At 53.4% G+C, this 19,352-nt stretch carries 18 protein-coding genes; 9 read left to right on the top strand and 9 right to left on the bottom strand.

What is annotated here, in order from left to right; all coding sequences use genetic code 11:
- Positions 1-19: 19 nt before the first annotated feature.
- From ABWV33_RS00185 to ABWV33_RS00170, 4 genes are read right to left on the bottom strand one after another with little or no spacing between them, the layout of a single operon-like run.
- Positions 20-1,408 (bottom strand): amidase family protein, encoded by a 1,389-nt coding sequence (locus ABWV33_RS00185; RefSeq protein WP_353328476.1) that lies wholly within the window; start codon positions 1,406-1,408, stop codon positions 20-22.
- Between the two features lie 27 nt (positions 1,409-1,435).
- Positions 1,436-1,813 (bottom strand): nuclear transport factor 2 family protein, encoded by a 378-nt coding sequence (locus tag ABWV33_RS00180; RefSeq protein ID WP_113822728.1) that lies wholly within the window; start codon positions 1,811-1,813, stop codon positions 1,436-1,438.
- Positions 1,814-1,831: 18 nt separating this feature from the next.
- On the bottom strand, positions 1,832-2,329 hold the full coding sequence (locus ABWV33_RS00175) for a flavin reductase family protein (RefSeq protein WP_353328474.1): 498 nt from the start codon (positions 2,327-2,329) through the stop codon (positions 1,832-1,834).
- 53 nt (positions 2,330-2,382) lie between these two features.
- Positions 2,383-3,516: an LLM class flavin-dependent oxidoreductase gene (locus tag ABWV33_RS00170; RefSeq protein WP_353328472.1), complete on the bottom strand. Its 1,134-nt coding sequence runs from the start codon at positions 3,514-3,516 to the stop codon at positions 2,383-2,385.
- A 451-nt stretch (positions 3,517-3,967) separates the two neighbouring features.
- Here ABWV33_RS00170 and ABWV33_RS00165 point away from each other — a divergent pair, with 451 nt between their 5' ends.
- Positions 3,968-4,702, top strand: coding sequence for a TetR/AcrR family transcriptional regulator (locus ABWV33_RS00165; RefSeq protein WP_353328470.1), 735 nt, complete (start codon positions 3,968-3,970; stop codon positions 4,700-4,702).
- Between the two features lie 91 nt (positions 4,703-4,793).
- A complete protein-coding gene (locus ABWV33_RS00160) occupies positions 4,794-5,381 on the top strand; it encodes a TetR/AcrR family transcriptional regulator (protein WP_353328468.1) in 588 nt (195 codons plus the stop codon).
- A 48-nt stretch (positions 5,382-5,429) separates the two neighbouring features.
- Here the strand turns inward: ABWV33_RS00160 and ABWV33_RS00155 are convergent, their stop codons facing one another.
- The 5 genes from ABWV33_RS00155 to ABWV33_RS00135 form a co-directional block, all read right to left on the bottom strand.
- Positions 5,430-6,131 (bottom strand): ABC transporter ATP-binding protein, encoded by a 702-nt coding sequence (locus tag ABWV33_RS00155; RefSeq protein WP_113822723.1) that lies wholly within the window; start codon positions 6,129-6,131, stop codon positions 5,430-5,432.
- 1 nt (position 6,132) lies between these two features.
- Positions 6,133-6,897 carry an ABC transporter ATP-binding protein gene (locus ABWV33_RS00150; RefSeq protein WP_113822722.1) on the bottom strand — a complete coding sequence of 255 codons (765 nt, stop codon included), beginning with the start codon at positions 6,895-6,897 and terminating at the stop codon, positions 6,133-6,135.
- The gene (locus ABWV33_RS00145) at positions 6,894-8,183 is read right to left on the bottom strand and encodes a branched-chain amino acid ABC transporter permease (RefSeq protein ID WP_353328466.1); all 1,290 of its coding nucleotides are present in this window, start codon (positions 8,181-8,183) and stop codon (positions 6,894-6,896) included. The genes ABWV33_RS00150 and ABWV33_RS00145 overlap by 4 nt, the downstream gene beginning before the upstream one ends.
- A complete protein-coding gene (locus ABWV33_RS00140) occupies positions 8,180-9,136 on the bottom strand; it encodes a branched-chain amino acid ABC transporter permease (protein ID WP_113822720.1) in 957 nt (318 codons plus the stop codon). The genes ABWV33_RS00145 and ABWV33_RS00140 overlap by 4 nt, the downstream gene beginning before the upstream one ends.
- 102 nt (positions 9,137-9,238) lie before the next feature.
- On the bottom strand, positions 9,239-10,486 hold the full coding sequence (locus tag ABWV33_RS00135) for a branched-chain amino acid ABC transporter substrate-binding protein (RefSeq protein WP_113822719.1): 1,248 nt from the start codon (positions 10,484-10,486) through the stop codon (positions 9,239-9,241).
- A gap of 443 nt (positions 10,487-10,929) precedes the next feature.
- On the opposite strand from ABWV33_RS00135, the gene ABWV33_RS00130 reads away from it, so the two are divergent.
- The 7 genes from ABWV33_RS00130 (at position 10,930) to ABWV33_RS00100 (ending at position 19,292) form a co-directional block, all read left to right on the top strand.
- Positions 10,930-11,751, top strand: a complete 822-nt coding sequence (locus ABWV33_RS00130) for an FAD binding domain-containing protein (RefSeq protein ID WP_353328463.1) — start codon at positions 10,930-10,932, stop codon at positions 11,749-11,751.
- Positions 11,744-14,491 (top strand): molybdopterin-dependent oxidoreductase, encoded by a 2,748-nt coding sequence (locus ABWV33_RS00125; RefSeq protein WP_502930885.1) that lies wholly within the window; start codon positions 11,744-11,746, stop codon positions 14,489-14,491. Before ABWV33_RS00130 ends, ABWV33_RS00125 begins: the two co-directional genes overlap by 8 nt.
- Entirely contained in the window at positions 14,481-15,965 is a 1,485-nt protein-coding gene (locus ABWV33_RS00120) for a 6-hydroxynicotinate reductase (protein ID WP_353328459.1), read from the top strand. Before ABWV33_RS00125 ends, ABWV33_RS00120 begins: the two co-directional genes overlap by 11 nt.
- A complete protein-coding gene (locus ABWV33_RS00115) occupies positions 15,962-16,825 on the top strand; it encodes a UPF0280 family protein (protein WP_353328457.1) in 864 nt (287 codons plus the stop codon). The genes ABWV33_RS00120 and ABWV33_RS00115 overlap by 4 nt, the downstream gene beginning before the upstream one ends.
- On the top strand, positions 16,818-17,399 hold the full coding sequence (locus tag ABWV33_RS00110) for an amino acid synthesis family protein (RefSeq protein ID WP_353328455.1): 582 nt from the start codon (positions 16,818-16,820) through the stop codon (positions 17,397-17,399). The genes ABWV33_RS00115 and ABWV33_RS00110 overlap by 8 nt, the downstream gene beginning before the upstream one ends.
- Complete coding sequence (locus ABWV33_RS00105) at positions 17,396-17,980, top strand: amino acid synthesis family protein (RefSeq protein WP_113822713.1); 585 nt, start codon at positions 17,396-17,398, stop codon at positions 17,978-17,980. Before ABWV33_RS00110 ends, ABWV33_RS00105 begins: the two co-directional genes overlap by 4 nt.
- A 97-nt stretch (positions 17,981-18,077) precedes the next feature.
- Positions 18,078-19,292 (top strand): ABC transporter substrate-binding protein, encoded by a 1,215-nt coding sequence (locus tag ABWV33_RS00100; RefSeq protein ID WP_353328453.1) that lies wholly within the window; start codon positions 18,078-18,080, stop codon positions 19,290-19,292.
- Positions 19,293-19,352: the final 60 nt, after the last annotated feature.

Here is a 19,352-nt window from a genome sequence, read left to right as displayed (position 1 = left end):
AATTTCTATTTTGGTGAGTTCAGAGTTGTGGTGCGTTCAGCCGTTCTACGACCTGCTCCAATGCGAATGACAATCCCAACACGCCCACATCGTCATATCGCTGTCCAACGATTTGCACCCCGATGGGCAAACCCGCGCGGTCCAGCCCGACCGGCACGCTGGATGCGGGTTGCTCTGTCAGATTAAACAAAAAGGTGTTCGCCCAACTTTCAAATATCTGGTCCGGATCCGACCCTGGCAGTTCGGCCTGAAAGGCGGTTGTCGGTGTCGAAGGCAAGATCACAAAATCATACCCTGAAATCAGGTTCAGCGCTCGTTCACGTAGCAGTTGGGTCGCAACAAAATTGGCATGATGGTCTGTGGCACTTAGATTTAGCGCACGGCGGGTCCAATCGAAAATAACGGGCGTCTTGCGTTGATCCACCTCTGGGTTCTGGCTCAGTTCGCTAAGGGTGCGCGCCATATAAAACAGCTCGGCCGAGGCCCATTCGCCGCGCTCAAACGGAGGCGTTTTCAAACGATCAACCGACACGCCCAACCCCCGCAGTGCCTCGCCAGCGCGCAAGGTGGCGTTTGCCACGTCCTCGCTTACAGGCTCCCCAATGCCCAGCTCGGAGATCACCAATGCGCGCTTGCCCGTCGGGTCAAACCGCGAAAGCTCGGCCACATAATCCACATCCTCGCGAGGCAACGCCGAAAAATCTCGCGCATCTACGCCGGTCAGCACATTCATATGCAGGGCGACATCGGTGAAGGATCGTGCCAACGGACCTGCCACTAAAACCGGGCTGCCCTGAAAGGCATAAGGTACCCGCCCATACGAGGGTTTATGCCCCGCCAAGCCGCAATAGGACGCTGGTAATCGGATAGAACCCACGATATCGGTCCCGATTGACAGCGGCTCTATCCCGGCACACACACTGGCCGCTGCCCCGGAAGAGGACGCCCCGGTGGTACGGCTCAGATCCCATGGGTTGCGTGTGACCCCATGGTACGAACTGACGCCCGCAGCCAGAATGCCATAATCGCACATGGTATTCTTCCCCAGGATCACACTGCCGGCGTCGCGCATCCTTGCGACAGTGGGGTGGTCGGAGGAGTGGACCACCCCACTGCCAGCCGCCGACCCGCGATGGGCCGGCATACCGTTGGTCTCAAGCGCATCCTTGATCGTGGTCACCACCCCATCGAGCAAACCACAGGGCGCGCCCTCGCGCCAACGACGTTCAGAGGCCTCAGCCTGTTGTGCGGCCCCAACTCGGTCGATGTGGTAAATCGCGTTGATCTTCGGATTAACCTCTTCGATCCGCGCAAGTGTTGCGTCCAGCAACTCAACAGGGGACAGGTCGCGACGGCGAAACGCATCGGTCAATTCAATAGCAGACAAGGTATGGATCGGGCCGGTCATGATAATCTCTGTTACGCTAGAGGATTGTTATTCCTGGTACTTCTTGACGTAGTAAACCTTGGACGCGATTTTCCAGACGCCGTTAGTTTTGACCAATGACAGGTAGTCGATGAAATACTTCGGCTGCACAGCGCAATCGACCTTTACAAAGGCCGTGTTAGGGCCGGATTGGTCGATATGCACCACATGGCCATAGACCGGATAGCCCAGTTCCTTGGGGCTTTTGCGGCCCGCAACCAGATCTTTGTACTGCTGCAGAGTCATGTGGATGTAGCTGCCATCCTCATTGGCGCAGCACAGATCGCATTCTGGCAAGAACTGCGCGTCGATTGCAGCCTGATCACCAGTATGCAGACCATTGATATAGTCCTGCATCATGATCTCGATTTTCGCGATATCCGCCATTTTGTCCTCCGGGATTAGTTACGCCGCAACTGGCGCTAGTTTGAAAAAGCAGCGTTGGGCGTAAATCAAAGCCGAGGCTTCGGGATTCAGGTGCACCGCATTCACGAGGCCAAAGAATACGCGATGGGTGTGCGCATCGGTCCAATCGCTGACCGTACATTCGAAAGACGCGACCGCCTCTTTCAGAATTGGTAGACCATTTTCTGAGCAGCCCCATGTACCCGCCATCTGGAACTGTTTTTCCTTGTCTTCCTTCGAAGAAAACGCCCCGACAACATCGAGCAAACTATCAGGCACAACGTTCACTGCAAATTTCCCCGATCCCATGATGTACTCAAAGGTCCGCGCGGTTCGGTTGGTACAGACTAGCAAAGACGGGGGATCTGCTGCCAAAGATGTCACAGCCGTAGCCGCCATGCCCGCCCGTGCACCTTCATGTTCTGAGGTGATAATGGTGGTCGATGCCGCCAGTAGTTGCATCCCCTGCTTGAACAGTTCTTGCGTATTACCTGTCATGATCAGACGTCCTCTGGAATGAGTGCCAGGCCTGTAGCGGCCCGGCGTCGGCCCTAGCCGTTGACTTGTTTGATAACGCCTTCGGAAAACTCGATCAGCGCCTCTTGCTCCAACTCGTCACCGAAATAGTTGACGTGGTGCCAGACAAAGAATTCGTCAATCTGGTAGCGTTCGGCCAATTCGCAGACCTGATCCACAACCTGCTGGCGCGAGCCGTCCCAGATCCGGCCGAGTGGCACGTGATAGGGTGGAGCATCATAGGCTGATTTCCATAGGGTATCGAACATGCCGCGATACTGTTTTGCTTTCTCGGGGGTTTTTCCCATCATCAGATGCGCACCCAGTGTCAGCACATCATTATTTGTGGTGTGCGTCAGGCCGTTGGCATGAGCCGCCTCCAAACAATTGTCCAAAATAACTGGCATGAACTCTTCTTTGTCCGCAGTTACAAAGGACACCATCTTGGCCCCTTCAGAAGCCCAGAACTTGGCCGTTTCCATCGAATATGAGAATGGCGCGTACACCTTGGGATGTGGCTGTTGTAGCGGACGCGGCACGATACCGGATTTGCGCAGGATCTTGTTTTCGTCAACCGGGCTGTCCCCACCCCACAGTTTCGTTGGATTGAATTCCCATTCGACATTTGACGGGAAATCCCAGAACTCGCCATTGTGGCTGGTCAAGTCATCCGTCCACAGCGACTTGATCAGGCGCCAGTTTTCATACATGGCGCGGCGGTTTCGTTGATCAGCTTCGGATTTGTCGGATTCAGTCGAGGTGATGTCCAAGTGCTGACCCATTGTCGCGGTCCAGCGAGGCGTATTCCCGCGTGAGAAACCCGCAAACACCCGGCCACCGGTCATGTGGTCCAGCATCGCGATGTCTTCAGCGGTTTTGATCGGGTTCATCGCGGTCAAGTTCATACCCAACTGACCCACTTTGAAATTCGTGGTGTGTTGCGCGATGTACATGTTCCAGAAAAGCGGGTTCGTCGTACATTCGATGCCTTCGACCTGCATGTGGTGCTCGGTCAGGCAGAACCCTTCGTATCCCAACTCTTCGGCCAGAACCATCTGATCCCGCAACGTGTGCATCATCTTATTGAAACGCCCCGGATCGCGCCCGGCAAGTTGAACGTCTTCGCCATGCTGTCGTGCGAAGGGGATGGCGAGAATCTTAAACTTCATGGCACGATTCCTTTATTAATGAACGTTCACTAATATTTTCTCAAAAATTCAGTGACGTCAAATATTTTTTGCTGATATGCACTGCATAAGCGACGTGACCTCCCGTCAATTTAGTGAGCAAACACTACTTTTGGGCCTTGCAGGTCCGCTTCAATCTGGACAAGTCCGTCCACCCCCCGCATCGTAGCGGAAGAACAGACAGGGACCGTGGGTGACTATGCACTCTTATTCATCAGAGCAAATATCTGAATTTATTGAACAAAAAACCCAAGATGGCGCCTGCGCAGCGCTCGCAATTGATGCAGCTCGAAGCGAGCTGGAACGAGAAACAACCGGTGTTCTTGAGTTGGTGTCGAGCTCCCTTTCAACTTTGGGGACACTCAATTCAGAATCGTTAGTGGCAAAACCCACCAGGCTGTCCTCTAAATCGGCGGATCAACATGTGTGCCGCGTGGTACTCTCTCAACTTGGTGGAGACTCCTCCAAGAAACGGAATATTGCCGAAGCACTCTGTGTATTCCGTGTCATTGTGCCAGCCGAGCCCCCTGTAACACCTGCTGCAAAACCTACAGAAGCCGTAACCAAAGAGACCCTGTCCAGCACTGCTGAAACCCGTCGTCTTCAGATTTTTGAGGGCGCATGTAAAGTCATCGCACGCCACGGTTTTGGCAATGCAACCATGCGGGAAATTGCGCGCGAGGCCGGGTTGTCGGTGCCGTTGATGTACAAATACATCAAAGACAAAGACGACATTCTCTACTTGATCATGACCGTCAACATGCAGGGCATGTTCACCTTCTTTGACAACGAAGAATTCCTTTCAGGAACACCCGAAGAGAACCTGATCAAAGCCGTAGATCGCTACATCGATTATATCGGTGAAAACCGGAAATATATAAACCTTGTGTATTCTGAAACCCGATCCCTGAATGCCGAAAACAAATTAAAGGTCTTTGATACCGAACGTGCATTTATGAAACGCTGGCAGGTCATAATCGAAGAAGGTGTCGAACAAGGCGTCTTCAAACCGGTCAATACAGAGCTTCTGGCTAACCTTGTTTACTTCCTATGCACCTCTTGGGCATTGCGTCATTGGAGTATCGGACATTTCCCTACTCAGGAAATCAAAGACAGCCTGCACAGTTTCATTTTGTCCGGGTTAAAAGCTGAAATGTCAGAATCCTAATCTTGTTTATATTCATACGATTACCCCTTCATTGACAGCATCTTTCACGCGACCTACTGTCTGGCCGGTAACCGTGTGAAAGGGTAACGAAATGGGCCGTCCCTCCGTTCAGAAACAGCGTAAAGCCGAAGTCCTTGATGCTTTTCTGACCTGCGCGGCTAAGTACGGCATCGAAGGCGCCACGCTTGAGCGCATAGCCGCAGAAGCAGGATTGAAGCGCCCTTTGATCCGTCATCATCTTGGAAATCGGGATGATATGGTCAAGGCCTTGGCCGAACACGTACTAGCCGAGATCGAAGCCCTGACCGGGAGAATGAAAGAAGCTCTGGTAGATTACCCTTCGGCAAAAGATTTTATTGATACTCTCTTTAGCCGTGAGAGCGTTACGGATCCCCGCCTTAACATAGTCTTCCAGTCATTGGCCCAAGCCAGTGAAAGCTATCCTGGACTGCGTCTGGAATTGATCCGCGTCATGCAAAAACTCTACGATATGGCAAGTGAGGTGATGGCGCAAAATTACCCAAGATCCAGCAATGCGGATTGTCAAATTGTCGGGCAAGGTATCGTAGGTCTGTATTTAACGCAGGACTCTCTGAACCCGCTCAACCCGCCCGTCGAATGGGCATACTCGGCCTATTTTGCAGCGCTGCGACTTGCGAACACGTTGCAAGCAGCATGACCCTGTGAGGAGTTGGGCGGCCCAATTCATACCGGACCACCCGCAAGCTTAAACTTCCAGCCATTCCTGGCGGATCTCATTGTTGTTTTTCAGATCATCCGGCGTTCCTTCGAACACCATGTGCCCATGCCCCATCACGTAAACACGATTGGTGACACGCATCGCAATCGTCAGTTTTTGCTCCACCAGCAAAATCGAAACACCACGTTCCGCAATCTGCAAAAGAAGATCCCCAACCTGTTCCACGATCTTGGGCGCCAGCCCTTCCGTAGGTTCATCAATCATGATGAAATCGGGATCACCCATCAGCGCGCGGCAGACGGTGAGCATCTGCTTTTCACCGCCCGACATAACTGACGCATCGACATCGGCACGTGTCCGAAGGTTGGGGAACATGTTAAACATGTCCTCCATACACCACCGCCCATCCCCATCTTTTTGACCCGGCTTCAATCCAAGGATCAAATTCTGCCGTGTGGTCAAGCCAGGAAAGATATCCCGGTTTTCAGGTACATACCCAATCCCTCTCTTTGCGATTTCAAAGCTGCGCTTGCCAGCCAGTTCTTCACCTCGGAATTCAACGGACCCTTGAGGCGAAACCTCCCCCATGATGGCTTTGCAGGTGGTCGAACGCCCGACCCCGTTGCGCCCCAAAAGCGAAACAATTTCACCTTCACCTACTTCGAGATTAACCCCCTGCAAGATGTGGCTTTTGCCATAGTAGGCGTGCAGATCATTTACCTTGAGCATCTTACACCCCCTCATCTTCCAGCGTGGTACCCAGATAGGCCTCTTTGACCTTGACCGATGCGCGCACAGCATCTGGCACGTCCGATTCAATGATTTCGCCATATACAAGCACTGAAATCTTATCAGCCAAATCGAAAATCACGCCCATGTCGTGCTCAACGATCATCAGAGTCTTATCCTCGGTAACTTTACGGATTAGATCCACGATCAATGCCGTTTCCGAATGGCTCATACCGGCGCAGGGTTCATCCAGCAGAATGATATCCGCACCACCAGCAATCGTAATGCCGATCTCGAGCGCGCGCTGTTCTGCATAGGCCAAGGTGCCCGCCAACAAATCCCGACGAGACGTCAGATTGATCTGTTCCAGGATTTCTTCGGCTTTTTCAGTCACATCTTGCTGGCCAGAAATCATGTGCCAGAACGAATATTTGTATCCCATGGTCCAGAGCAGGCCACACCGAATATTTTCAAACACGGTCATGTTTGGAAAGATATTCGTGATCTGGAATGATCGACTCAGACCCCGGCGGTTGATTTCGAAAGGCTTCAACCCGCTAACGTTTTCACCGTGAAGATAAACACCGCCAGAGGTTGGAGCATATTTACCAGTGATCAAGTTAAACAAAGTGGACTTACCAGCCCCATTAGGTCCGATAATCGCGTGCCGCTCCCCTTTGGCAACCTTGAGGTCAACGCCCTGGATAATTTTAGCGAGTCCGAAGCTTTTGCTTAGGTCTCGCAGTTCAAGTGCCGGCGCCGTCATTGGTCGTCTCCTGCATGATTGGCTTCATCCCAAGCCGCTTTGATCTCTGGCGTGATACGAGAGACAAGGAACAACGAGATAGCAGCGATTACGATCGCCAAGCCCAGCGCCTGATACCCGTGGCTATCAAAAGTGATCCCATACAGAGACATCTCACCGTCTCCGGCGAAGCCATGCCGCTTGTGAAACAAGATTTCCAGAACGGCAGCTAGCGACAGAATACTTGTCACTGCAGGTATCGCAACTTTGAGGTACGGCACCGTGAGTAAGTGCAGTTTACCTAAACTCAACGGGCGGCGATGCATAGCTATGACGCCAGCAAACCCACCCGGAAAGAACATTACCGAGGCAACGAACAAGATACCCAGATAAAGCGACCAGATCTCGGTGTAGAGACCCAAAACCGTCTGCAGCAACGTAAACACAATTGCCCCAATGATTGGGCCGATGAAAAATCCAACACCGCCCAAAAAGGTGATCAGCAAGATGGATCCAGAGGTTGCAAGGTTCAGGTTTTCCTCGGTCAGGATTTCGAAGTTCACCGCAAATAGTGACCCGGCGACACCGGCAAAGAAGCCTGACACGATGAAAGAAATCCACCGTACATTGCGCTGAGAGTAGCCCAAGAACTCTGCCCGCTCTTCATTGTCACGCACTGCATTTGCGATCCGACCAATCGGAGTACGGGAAAACAGGTACATCAGAATCGCAGCAATCATCAGCCAGACAACAGTCAGGTAGTACACCTCAGACTGCGACGCGAAATCCATGCCAAAGAACTCTGGCCCCATAGTACGGTCGCCTGAAATCCCTTCTTCACCACCGAAGAAGACAACGATGATAATGGAACACGCGGCGATCAACTCCCCGACACCCAGAGAGATCATCGCAAAGACTGTCCCGGCGCGGCGTGTTGAAAACGAACCAATGATAAAGGCAAAGAGCATGCCAAACATGCCACCAATGATCGGCAACAATGGCAGAGGCAGCCAAAGACCTTGGTACTCAACCATGTTCAACACATGCATGGCAAAGAACCCGCCGATACCCATGTAAACAGCGTGACCAAAAGACAGCATGCCGCCCTGCCCCAGCAACATATTGTAGCTGAGAGCAAAGACAATTGTGATCGCCATCTGGTTCATGATGGTCAAAGCCGAGCTGGTCTGGAATACAACTGGCAGGATCAACAGAAATAGTGCCGCGAACGCCCAAGGCAGAACAGTCGAAAGAGAAATCAGCCGTTTTGTTCCGGCTGTGAGTGGTGTTTTGCTGGCGATGGTCATGATTCACGTTTCCCCATCAGACCCTGCGGACGTAACACCAGAACAAACACCATCAACAGATAAGGCAGAATCGGCCCGATTTGCGGCAAGGTGAGGGTCCAGAGATCTTGCAGGGGATGGTCCCAGATATTTTCAGGTTTGGTAAAGCCGATGGCGGTCAGGATATCTTCCATCGCAACATTGTATGCCGCAGCAAACGTTTGCAGCCATCCAATGATCAAAGATGCAACGAGCGCACCCCAGAGCGATCCGAGGCCACCGATCACGATCGTCACGAACACAATCGAGCCAAGTTGCAATGCCATGCCCGGGAAGGTTCCTAGAACAGGCCCAGCGATCACTCCAGCCAAGCCAGCCATTGCTGTGCCTACGCCAAACACGCACATGAATACCAAGGGCACGTTATGTCCAAGGTTCTGCACGGTTTCAGGATAACTGAGCGCCGCTTGAATAGTCATACCAATCCGGGTCTTTGTCAGGATATAGAGCAAGACCAAGAACAACCCCATCGCCATGAAAATCATAAAGACTTTGTAGGCAGGAAAGGAGTTTCCGGCGATAGAAAACGCAGCAAAATCCAGAGCGAGAGGCTCCGAATACGCCATCTGGCTTTTCCCCCAAAAGAACTGAACCACTTCTTCGATCAGCAACGCCAGACCAAAGGTAAAGATCAGTTCGGGAACATGCCCATATTTATGTACTCGCCTCAAGCCGTATCGTTCGATCAATGCCCCGATGACACCAACGATCACTGGCGCAACCAAGAGGCCCATCCAGAACCCGGTGACAGTGCTAATCTGGTAAGCGAAGTACGCCCCCAGCATGTAAAAACTGGCGTGAGCAAAGTTCAGCACGCCCATCATTGAGAAGATCAGCGTAAGGCCACTGCAAAGCATAAAGAGCAAAAGCCCGGTGACCAAGCCATCCAAAATGTTAACGAGGAACAATGCCATCGTTTGTCGGCTCCCTGTTTGAGATTTTATTATTTGTAGTGTTGTCCTGCCAGAGAACCTCTGACAGGACGAATTGGCAACATATTTCGCAGTGACGAAGCGTTACGGACGCTTCATCTTGCAGGTTGTAGCCGAATTCAAGGACGCCAATTCAACGATGGTTTCCGCAACCATACCATGACCAGACTTGTCATAATCAAAGGTCAAGCCTTCGCTTGTCTGGCCTTGAACCGTCAGTGTCTGAATGGCTTGGTGGTCACTTTCACGCATGATCGTCTTGCCAGTCAGCACGCCATCGAATTCCATGCCTTCCAGAGCATAAGCAATGGCTTTCACGTCATCTGCGTTACCCACTTCGTTGATTGCCACAGCAAGCATTGGCGCAACGTTGGCCATCTGTGGTTGACCTAGATCCAGCTCAGGGAACTTTTCATAGTAGCTGGTAGTAAAGGCTTCTGCCTCTGCGGACAGTGGAGGGTTCACTTGCCCAGCACCCGCCAATTTCACAATACCATCACCTTGGTCACCAAAGTTGGCGGTAATGCCCGATGTCGCGCCATAGTATGTATAGATTGGCTTCGTGAAGCCAGCACCCATGATTGCTTTACCCAAGCCAACCATATCACCGCCCCAGTTGCCCGTGATGACAGCATCAGCTTCGGCTGCAATAACTTTGCGCGCATAAGGCGTGAAGTCTTTGACCTTACCGATTGGGTGGAGCTCGTTGCCAACGATTTCGATGTCAGGACGCTTTTCTTTCAAGAACCGAACAGCCGCCGCCGCCACAGCTTTACCAAACGAGTAGTCCTGACCGATAACATACACTTTTTTGATGTCAGGATTGTTTGCGATATCGTCTGTCAGAGCGTCCATTTTGATGTCTGCGTTCGCATCGAAACGGAAATGCCAGAAGTTACATTTGTCGTTTGTCAGAGCAGGATCAACCGCTGAGTGGTTCAGGAAGATTACCTGCTTATCAGGGTTACGTTTATTGTGCTTTTTAACCGCGTCGGTAATAGCGTTAGCAACACCCGAAGACGCGCCCTGTGCAATAAAACGAATGCCTTGGTCGATAGCAACCTGCAGCTGGATCAACGATTCCTTTGCGCTGATCTTGTTATCGAAAGGTACGATTTCAAACTCAGCCGCACCGTTCAGCAAGGCACCTTTTTTGTTAACCAATTCATCCACAGCGTGGCGGTAAATTGACAGGCCTTGATTCCCTGTCGAGGCAAACGGGCCTGACAGCGGATCAATAAAGGCGATTCGAACTTTTTCCTGCGCCATAGCAGCAGTGGCCGCCAAACTGGCTACAACAGCACCAACCAGCAAAGTTTTGAACTTGTTCATTTCTTCCCTCCCTAAGGGTTATTTCGTTCGCACAGGGATTCCCATCCGCTGGCATGATCGTGCTAACAAGTGGGTTAGTGATCGCTCATTATATTTTTGTTTTTTCGTTAGTGTGTCAACGAATTTCTTCAAAAAGTCGCCATCGTTAAACGCGGCTAATTTCTCCGGGCCCCCTCCCTACAATTCAGATCCGCTCCTCTGACGCCCGACGATCACGTTCGCTTTTGAAAAGTCAGCAATGCTGCACTTGCGAAGTAAAAACTGCGCAACTGCAGCAATTCAAGAAATATTCTCCACAAAAACACACTGATCTTTTGCCTATTATTATCAACAGTTTCGCAGCGTCAAACTTTGGATTGACAAATTTCCGAATCCCGCAATATCATTAGCATACAAACAACAATACATATCGCCCAACAGGAACTCGAACCTTGCATCACTTTATGCCTACCGCCCTAAATGAGGCTCTTGACCACATTGCCGCTAAAGAGATCAAAATCGTTGCAGGCGGCACAGACTACTTCCCAAGCCAGAATCAAGGTCCGATAAAAACTGACCTTTTGGACATTTCTCGGATACCCGAACTCTCGGGAATTTCATGTGACGGGGACACTTGGCGCATCGGCGCAACCACCAGTTGGAGCGACATTTTTCGCACCAAGCTACCACCTTGTTTTGACGGACTGCAGGCCGCCGCCCGCGAGGTCGGCAGTTTGCAAATTCAAAATGCAGGGACGGTTGCAGGCAATGTATGCAACGCCTCACCCGCCGCAGATGGCGTCCCGCCGCTGCTGACCTTAGATGCACAGGCTGAGTTGCAATCGGTCCGTGGTAAACGGGTCATACCGCTTAATGAATTCATAACTGGCGTTCGAGACGTCGCACTGGCCAGCGATGAAATGGTCACCGGGTTTTTGCTACCCAATGTGCCCCATACGGCCGTAGGCGCCTTCGAAAAACTCGGATCACGGCGTTATCTGGTCATTTCAATTACGATGACGGCGGCTGTGATCGGGTTTGATCCACAAGGACGCATCAACCACGCGCGTGTTGCAATTGGGGCTTGTTCTCCTGTCGCCCAGCGCCTGTTGCAACTCGAAGCAGATTTAATCGGCAAAACTCTCGGGGAAATCACTCTGAATGATTCGCATTTCTCAACGCTCTCGCCCATCGCGGACGTGCGCGGCAGTGCTGAATTCCGTCTAGAGGCCGTGGCAGAGCAGTGTTTGCGGACGATCACAAAAGCAGCGCAAGCCCATGAATGAGCAGGTAAATGTCATGACTACCCAATTCACCTTGAACGGCTCGACCGTGAGCGTCGAGCCATACGCAGGCGAACGTCTATCAGAAACCCTGCGCGAACGTGTTGGTGCGCGCGATGTAAAAATCGGCTGTAACGCAGGCGATTGTGGAGCCTGTACTGTGCTGGTCGATGGCGCCCCTGTTTGCGCTTGCTTAATGCCAGCACATCAAGCAGCAGGACGCAGTGTCGAAACACTGGGCGGGCTTGCAAAAACGGATTTGGATGCATTGCGTTTGGCCGAAAGCTTCCAAAACCATGGTGCCGCGCAATGCGGGATTTGCACCCCCGGCATGATAGTGTCGGCCGTGGCACTGCTTCGCGAAGAAAGCACCCCTTCAGAAACACAGGTTCAGGATGCCTTGGGCGGAGTATTGTGTCGCTGCACAGGCTATCGAAAGATTATTGATGCTGTGATTGCCGCTGGCTCCACAGACATTCCCGACCTGACCATGGGTCACGCCGGTGAAGGGATCCGCCGCTTGGATGGTGCTGGCAAAGTCGCCGGTACCGAAGCGTTCGGCGACGATGTTGCACCGCAAGGTACGCTGGAAGTCTTGGTCATCCGATCCCCCTTCCCGCGCGCAGGATTTCAATTTGGCGACCTAGACGCGTTTGCTCAATCCCCCGGCATCGAAGCTGTGCTGACTAGTGCGGACATCCCCGGTCGCAACGTCTTTGGGGTCATTCCAGATTTTGCAGACCAACCTGTTTTTGCCGAAGACGAAACCCGTTTCCGCGGTGAAGCCGTAGCAGCGATTGTTGGCACGCCAGAGGCCGTTCGCGCCTTTGACCCGTCTCAATTCCCGGTCACATGGGAGGAACGCCCAGCCAGCCAAACTGTGCACGAGGCCATGGCTGAAAATGCAGCCCAATTGCACGCCGACCGCGCAGGCAATGTGATGTGCGGCGGGTTTGTCCAATGCGGCGACGCCAAAGCCGCTTTAGCGGATGCAGATGTCACAGTGGAGGGCAATTTCCGCAGCGGCTTTGTTGAGCACGGCTATATCGAGCCCGAGGCTGGGTTTGCAGAAATCGTCAATGGCCGGGTCGAAATCCATGCCTGCACCCAAGCGCCGGTGATGGATCTGGACGCTATGGAAATTATTCTTGGAATGCCGCGCGAACTAATCCGCATCATTCCAACAGGTGTGGGCGGTGGATTTGGCTCAAAACTTGACCTGAGTGTACAGCCCTTCCTCGCATTGGGCGCACTCAAAACCGGCAAGCCGGTACGGCTCACCTACTCGCGCACGGAATCGATGCAGTCGACCACCAAACGACACCCGTCCGACATCACGTTGCGGATCGGCGCCACCAAAGAGGGCAAGATCAAAGGCTTTGATTTCTTTGGCTACTTCAACACAGGGGCCTATGCCAGTTGGGGACCGACTGTGGCGAACCGCGTCCCAGTCCATGCCTCAGGCCCTTATCAAATCACGGATTACCGGGCAGAATCTCAGGGCATTCATACCCATTGCCCCCCGGCTGGCGCGTTCCGTGGATTTGGCGTGCCACAGTCAGCCATCGCACAAGAAAGCCTTTTTGATGAACTGGCCGACAAGCTGGGCATAGATCCGCTGGAATTCCGAATTCGCAATTCTTTGGAAAACCATGTTCCGACCGTCTGCGGACAGGTGTTTGAACAGGGCGTCGGGATCAAGTCCTGCTTTGAGGCGCTGAAATCCGCTTGGGATAGCGAACGCACGGATGCAACTGCGTTCAACGCGGAAAACGGTACCTTCAAGCGCGGCGTCGGGCTTGCGGGTGGATGGTATGGATGCGGCAACACGTCTTTGCCAAACCCGTCAACCATCAAATCCGGCATCCGCAAAGACGGTACCGTTGTCTTGCACCAAGGGGCCATGGATATTGGTCAAGGCGCAAATACCGTCATCAGCCAGATTTATGCGACGGCGTTGGGAATCCCGGTTCACCAGCTGAAAATCGTCGGGCCTGATACCGACGTGACGCCCGATGCCGGGAAAACCTCGGCTTCGCGTCAAACTTATGTTTCAGGCAGCGCCGCGCGCCTGAGCGGCAACGCAATGCGCACGCAAATCCTAGCACAGGTGAATGCTGGTGCGGATGCCACTTTGGATATCAGCGCCGGGCAGATCAAGATCACAGACCAGGACACGGCTCACACCATCGATCTAGCGACCCTAAGCGCCGATGATGAAGGGTATGTTTTGCTGTCACAGGAAACCTATGACCCACCCACCAAGCCATTGGATGAAAATGGTCAGGGCATTCCCTATGCCCAATTTGGATATGCCGCGCATTTGGTTGTGGTCGAAATTGATACCAAGCTTGGAACAGTCAAACCACTCAAGTTTGTCGCCGCTCACGATGTAGGAAAAGCGATCAATCCGATGTTGGTCGAAGGTCAGGTTCAAGGGGGCATCGCACAGGGACTCGGCATGACTTTAATGGAAGAGTACATTCCCGGCCGCACTGAAAACCTGCACGATTACCTTATCCCAACAATGGGCGATATGCCCCCTGTTGAAACAGTCATCATCGAAGAACCGGACGCGCATGGCCCTTATGGCGCCAAAGGGTTGGGGGAACATGTCCTCATCCCGACGGCGCCCGCAATTCTTAACGCGATAAAGAACGCTTGCGGTGTCCGGTTGACTCAAGTTCCCGCTACGCCATCCCGAGTGCGCGCCGCAATCAAGGACAAGAACAATGGCAAATGAAACCGCTAAACCTGAAAAGATCCGCTGCGATGCCTGCCCGGTCATGTGCTATATCGCTGACGGTAAAATAGGAGCCTGTGATCGGTACGCCAACCATGGCGGAGATTTGGTACGCCTTGACGCTTTGACCATCATTGAAAGCTCGGGCCAAAAACTCGTGCCATTCCTTAAGGACGGCAAAGGGCCCGATGACTGGGATGGGAATATCGTTCAGGGCAATCGTCCGTTTGTTACCGCGGTTGGCGCTGGCACCACATATCCCGATTACAAACCTGCCCCCTTCATCGTCAGCCAAGAAATTCAGGGCGTCGATATGGTCACCGTTGTGACCGAAGGGATCTTTTCCTACTGCGGTGTAAAGATCAAAATCGACACCGACCGTCATCTGGGCCACGAGCGCGACGTTGTTCGCGTTAACGGAGAGCCGATCGGTCACGTCATGACCTCAGAGTACGGATCCAAAATGCTCAGCCTCGGCGGCGTCGAGCATTTGACCGGCGGGACCAAGAAAGAGGGCCGCATCACCTGTGATGCACTGTTGAAACTTTGCAATCAAGAAGCCGTGGAAATGGTGATCGGTGAGCCTGAGCACGAAACCACGGTTGTGGTTCAAGCCGGCAAAGCCCCGATCATCAATGGCGTCGAAGAGAAGTTGATGCGGGTTGGCTGCGGGTCTGCTACAATTGGCATGTTCGCCACACAATGGGTGGGTCACGTGGACGACATAGTGGTGGTCGATGACCACATCACCGGCGTTCTATCAGAGCATCAGGCCGGCAAATTGTTGGACGTGCCCGCGACCGGAATCAAAATCAACGGTCGTCGATCAACGCCCGGACGGTATTTCCAAGTCGCGGAGCCTGGCACCGGCTGGGGCGGCACCGATATCGAAGATCCACTCAAAATCCTAGGCGATTTCAATCCAAAGTTTGCCAAAGAAGGCATGCGCCTATTGATGGTATCAACCACCGGTGAGCAGTACGCATATTTCGAACTCGACGAGACGCTGACGCCGCAACCCGCAGAAATCCCGGAAAAGCTGAAAGCATCAGCTGACCTGATTGCGGAAAACTGTGAACCGTCGGTCTGTTCAGTCCTGTTCATGGGCGGTGCCGGTGGCAGTTTGCGCGCTGGCGTTACGGAAAACCCCGTCAAACTCACCAAATCCGTCAAAGATTCACTCACGTTTGTGTCTTGTGGTGGGGCCGAAGCCTATGTCTGGCCCGGAGGTGGCATTACCGTGATGGTGGATGTGTTGGACATGCCGACAGGCTCGTTCGGGTACGTTCCAACTCCCGCGTTGGTGGCCCCGATCGAATTCACCATGCGGGTCAGCGACTATGGCACATTGGGTGGCCATATGGATGAAATCAGGTTGGTTCAAGACGTGGTATCAGACGGCACTCGCAAGGTTGCACAGTTCGACAACCAGCCTGATCCTATGGCGCACACAAATTATCGTTGGTCTAAATGAGACCTGTTTCCGCCCTTCTCTCCTGTGGAACTCGGCTGCATTTGCAGCACGGGCCGATTGATCTGATCATCGGGGCAGATGGAGATCGAGTTAGGGCATTTGCAGCGGCACAAGCCCGGTTTGAGACCGTGTTGGAGGAGTTGGTTGGGAACCTTCGCCTTCTCAAATCCCCGATGACCGAAGCCAGCCCTCGAGCAGGGGAGGCCATCGCACAACACATGCAAAGTGCGGTTCGCCCACATTGCGCCCAATTCGTCACCCCAATGGCGGCGGTCGCAGGTGCCGTGGCTGATACGATCTTAAATGCCATCACGTCAGCCACTGATGTGCAACGTGCATATGTCAACAACGGGGGGGACATCGCGATACACTTGGAACCGGGGCAGAGCTTTTCCATGGCTATGGCCTCGGTCGAGGGGCACGATTTAGGGCGGGTTCTGATAAATGCCGAAGACGGTATTTCTGGAATCGCCACGTCGGGGGTCGGTGGGCGCAGCTTGTCCCTTGGCATTGCTGACAGCGTCACGGTCCTTGCTCAAACTGCGGCCACTGCGGATGTAGCCGCAACTTTGATCGCCAATGCTGTCAATCTCCCCGATCATCCAGCAATCAGCCGCCGTCCAGCGTCTGATATTCAGGACGATAGTGACCTTGGTCAGCAGCTTGTCACAGTTCAATGTGGGGCGCTTTCACGCACAGATATTCACCATGCGCTGCAAAGCGGTCAGATCGACGCCGAAAAAATGCGCGACGCCGATTTGATCCGCGCCGCTTCGCTTTCCCTGCAGGGCGAAATCCGCCAATCAGGACATTCCGGTTTCACCGAACACCAACCCAACAGGACTTTGCTAAATGCCTGACGTCATTCTCAGAAAAACCGTCGCCTCGTATGAAGAGATCTTTCACGAAGGGGGCCCTGCCCCGGAAACGCCTCAGCGTAGAGCTGCAGTATTGGCAATTATCAAGAACCCATTTGCCGGGCGTTTTGAACCTGAAATCCAAGGTTTCATGGAAGATCTAAAGCCGCTTGGCTTGGAAATGGCGCAGAAATTGCTTGATATGCTTGGCGGCCCAGAAAACATCCAAGGATACGGCAAGGGGGCACTGGTTGGTGAAGCCGGTGAGCTAGAGCATGGTGCCCTTTGGCACGCCCCCGGTGGCTATGCCATGCGCCAACTTTTGGGCAACGCCAATGCCATTGTTCCGTCATCAAAAAAGGTGGGCGGCGTAGGGGCGCGGCTTGATGTGCCAATTACCCACGTCAACGCATCTTACGTGCGATCCCATTTCGACAGCATGGAAGTGGGCTGCAACGACGCCCCTCGTGCCGACGAGTTGGCCTTTGCTCTTGTGATGAGCACCGGCGAACGCATCCATTCCCGATCGGGAGGTTTGCCCGCATCAGAAATCAAAGGGGAGGACGGTTTGAGATGACCATGAACATTCGCAAAATCGCTGTAAATGTCGAAGAAACACATATCGAAGCTGGGCGCGCAATTGTGCCCGCCACGCGCAAAGCCGTGGCTGTGGCGGTCATCGCTAACCCGTTTGCTGGCACCTACCAAGAGGACCTGACCGCTCTGATGGATATCGGAGCCGAGTTAGGCACGATCTTAGGAAAACGGTGCGTCGAGGCCTTGGGGATCACACCAGATCAAGCCGAAAGCTATGGCAAGTCCGCCATGGTGGGCGAAAACGGTGAGCTAGAGCACGCGGCAGCCATATTACACCCAAAGCTCGGCGCGCCCCTGCGCAAAGAAGTTGAAAAGGGCGCCGCCTTGGTTCCGTCGTCGAAAAAGATGGGTAGCCCCGGTCAGGTTCTGGATGTGCCTTTGGGCCACAAGGATGCCGCCTATGTGCGCAGTCATTTTGACGGGATCGAAGTGCGCCTGAACGACTCCCCGCGCGCCAATGAAATCATGGTTGCGGTTGCGGTTACCGACAGCGGGCGCCCCTTGCCCCGTGTAGGTGGTCTGACCCATTCGGACGCCAAAGGGACAGACGGACTGCGCTAAAGGATTACGTAAGGTCAATCACTTGCTGACAATCACCAAGAAGCCGGGCACAACCGGCCTTGCGAACAGAATAAATGATCTAACTGGAGGAAAATACATGTCATTAATCAGACGCACCGTATTGGGGGCGCTCGCTACATTGCCCTTGGTGGGCTTTGCCCCACAAGTTGCCATGGCAGCTGACGAGATCGTTATTGGCGAGGTTAACAGCTACACCCGGCTCCCCGCTTTTACAGAGCCCTATAAAAAGGGCTGGCAGCTGGCCGTCGAACAAATCAATGCTGCGGGCGGCATCGACGGCAAGCAGCTCAAAGTTATCAGCCGCGATGATACCGGTGATCCAGCAACAGCAATCCGCATCGCCGAGGAACTTGTCTCCAAAGAAGGTGCAGCACTGATCTTTGGCACGTTCTTGTCCAACATCGGCCTGGCAGTCGCAGATTTTGCGAAACAAAAAGAAGTGCTCTTTCTCGCATCTGAACCACTGTCCGACGCAATTGTTTGGTCAAAAGGCAATAAGTACACATATCGCTTGCGCCCCTCGACCCACATGCAAGCAGCAATGCTGGCGGAACAGGCTGCCAAACTCGACGCCGTTAAATGGGCCACGATCGCGCCCAACTATGCCTACGGTCAAGATGCTGTAAAAGCCTTCAAATCCGAACTCAGCCGCCTGCGCCCTGACGTTGAATTCGTAACCGAACAGTGGCCACCTGTGTTCAAGATCGATGCAGGTTCAACAGTGCGCGCGCTCGAAGCGTCCAAGCCCGACGCGATCTTTAACGTGACATTTGGCGGCGATTTGGCAAAGTTTGTTCGCGAAGGGTCGTTGCGCTTCCTCTTTGAAGACCGAGCAGTTGCGTCTTTGCTGACCGGCGAACCTGAGTATCTGCAGCCGCTGGGCAACGAAACCCCCGAAGGTTGGATTGTCACCGGATACCCCGGCACGGACATCACAACCGATAGCCACGCCGCCTTTGCCAAGGCTTATATTGACATGTTTGGCGAAGAGCCCAAGACAGGCTCGATCGTTGGCTACAACTCGATCCTGTCGATTGCGGCAGCGCTTACCAAAGCCGGCTCCACCGACACAGCTGCCCTGCTGGCAGCAATGGAGGGGCTAGAGGTAGCAGACAGCCCGACCGGTCCATTCATGTTCCGCGCCGCAGACCACCAATCCACGATGGGCGCCTATGTAGGAAAAACCTCTCTCGTAGATGGCCAACCTAAGCTGGTTGATTGGAACTATGCCGATGGGTCCAGCTATCTGCCGTCAGAAGAAGAAGCCGCGAAACTGCGCCCAGCTGACTAACGAAATCTACCACTCACGAAACGTCAAAGGGCGGGCAATCGCCCTATGACATTCAAATTC

Source organism: Phaeobacter sp. NW0010-22, assembly GCF_040365955.1.
Lineage (GTDB): Bacteria > Pseudomonadota > Alphaproteobacteria > Rhodobacterales > Rhodobacteraceae > OMPR01.
Note: the sequence above shows the minus strand (reverse complement) of the source record. Positions and strands in the feature narration are given on the sequence as shown.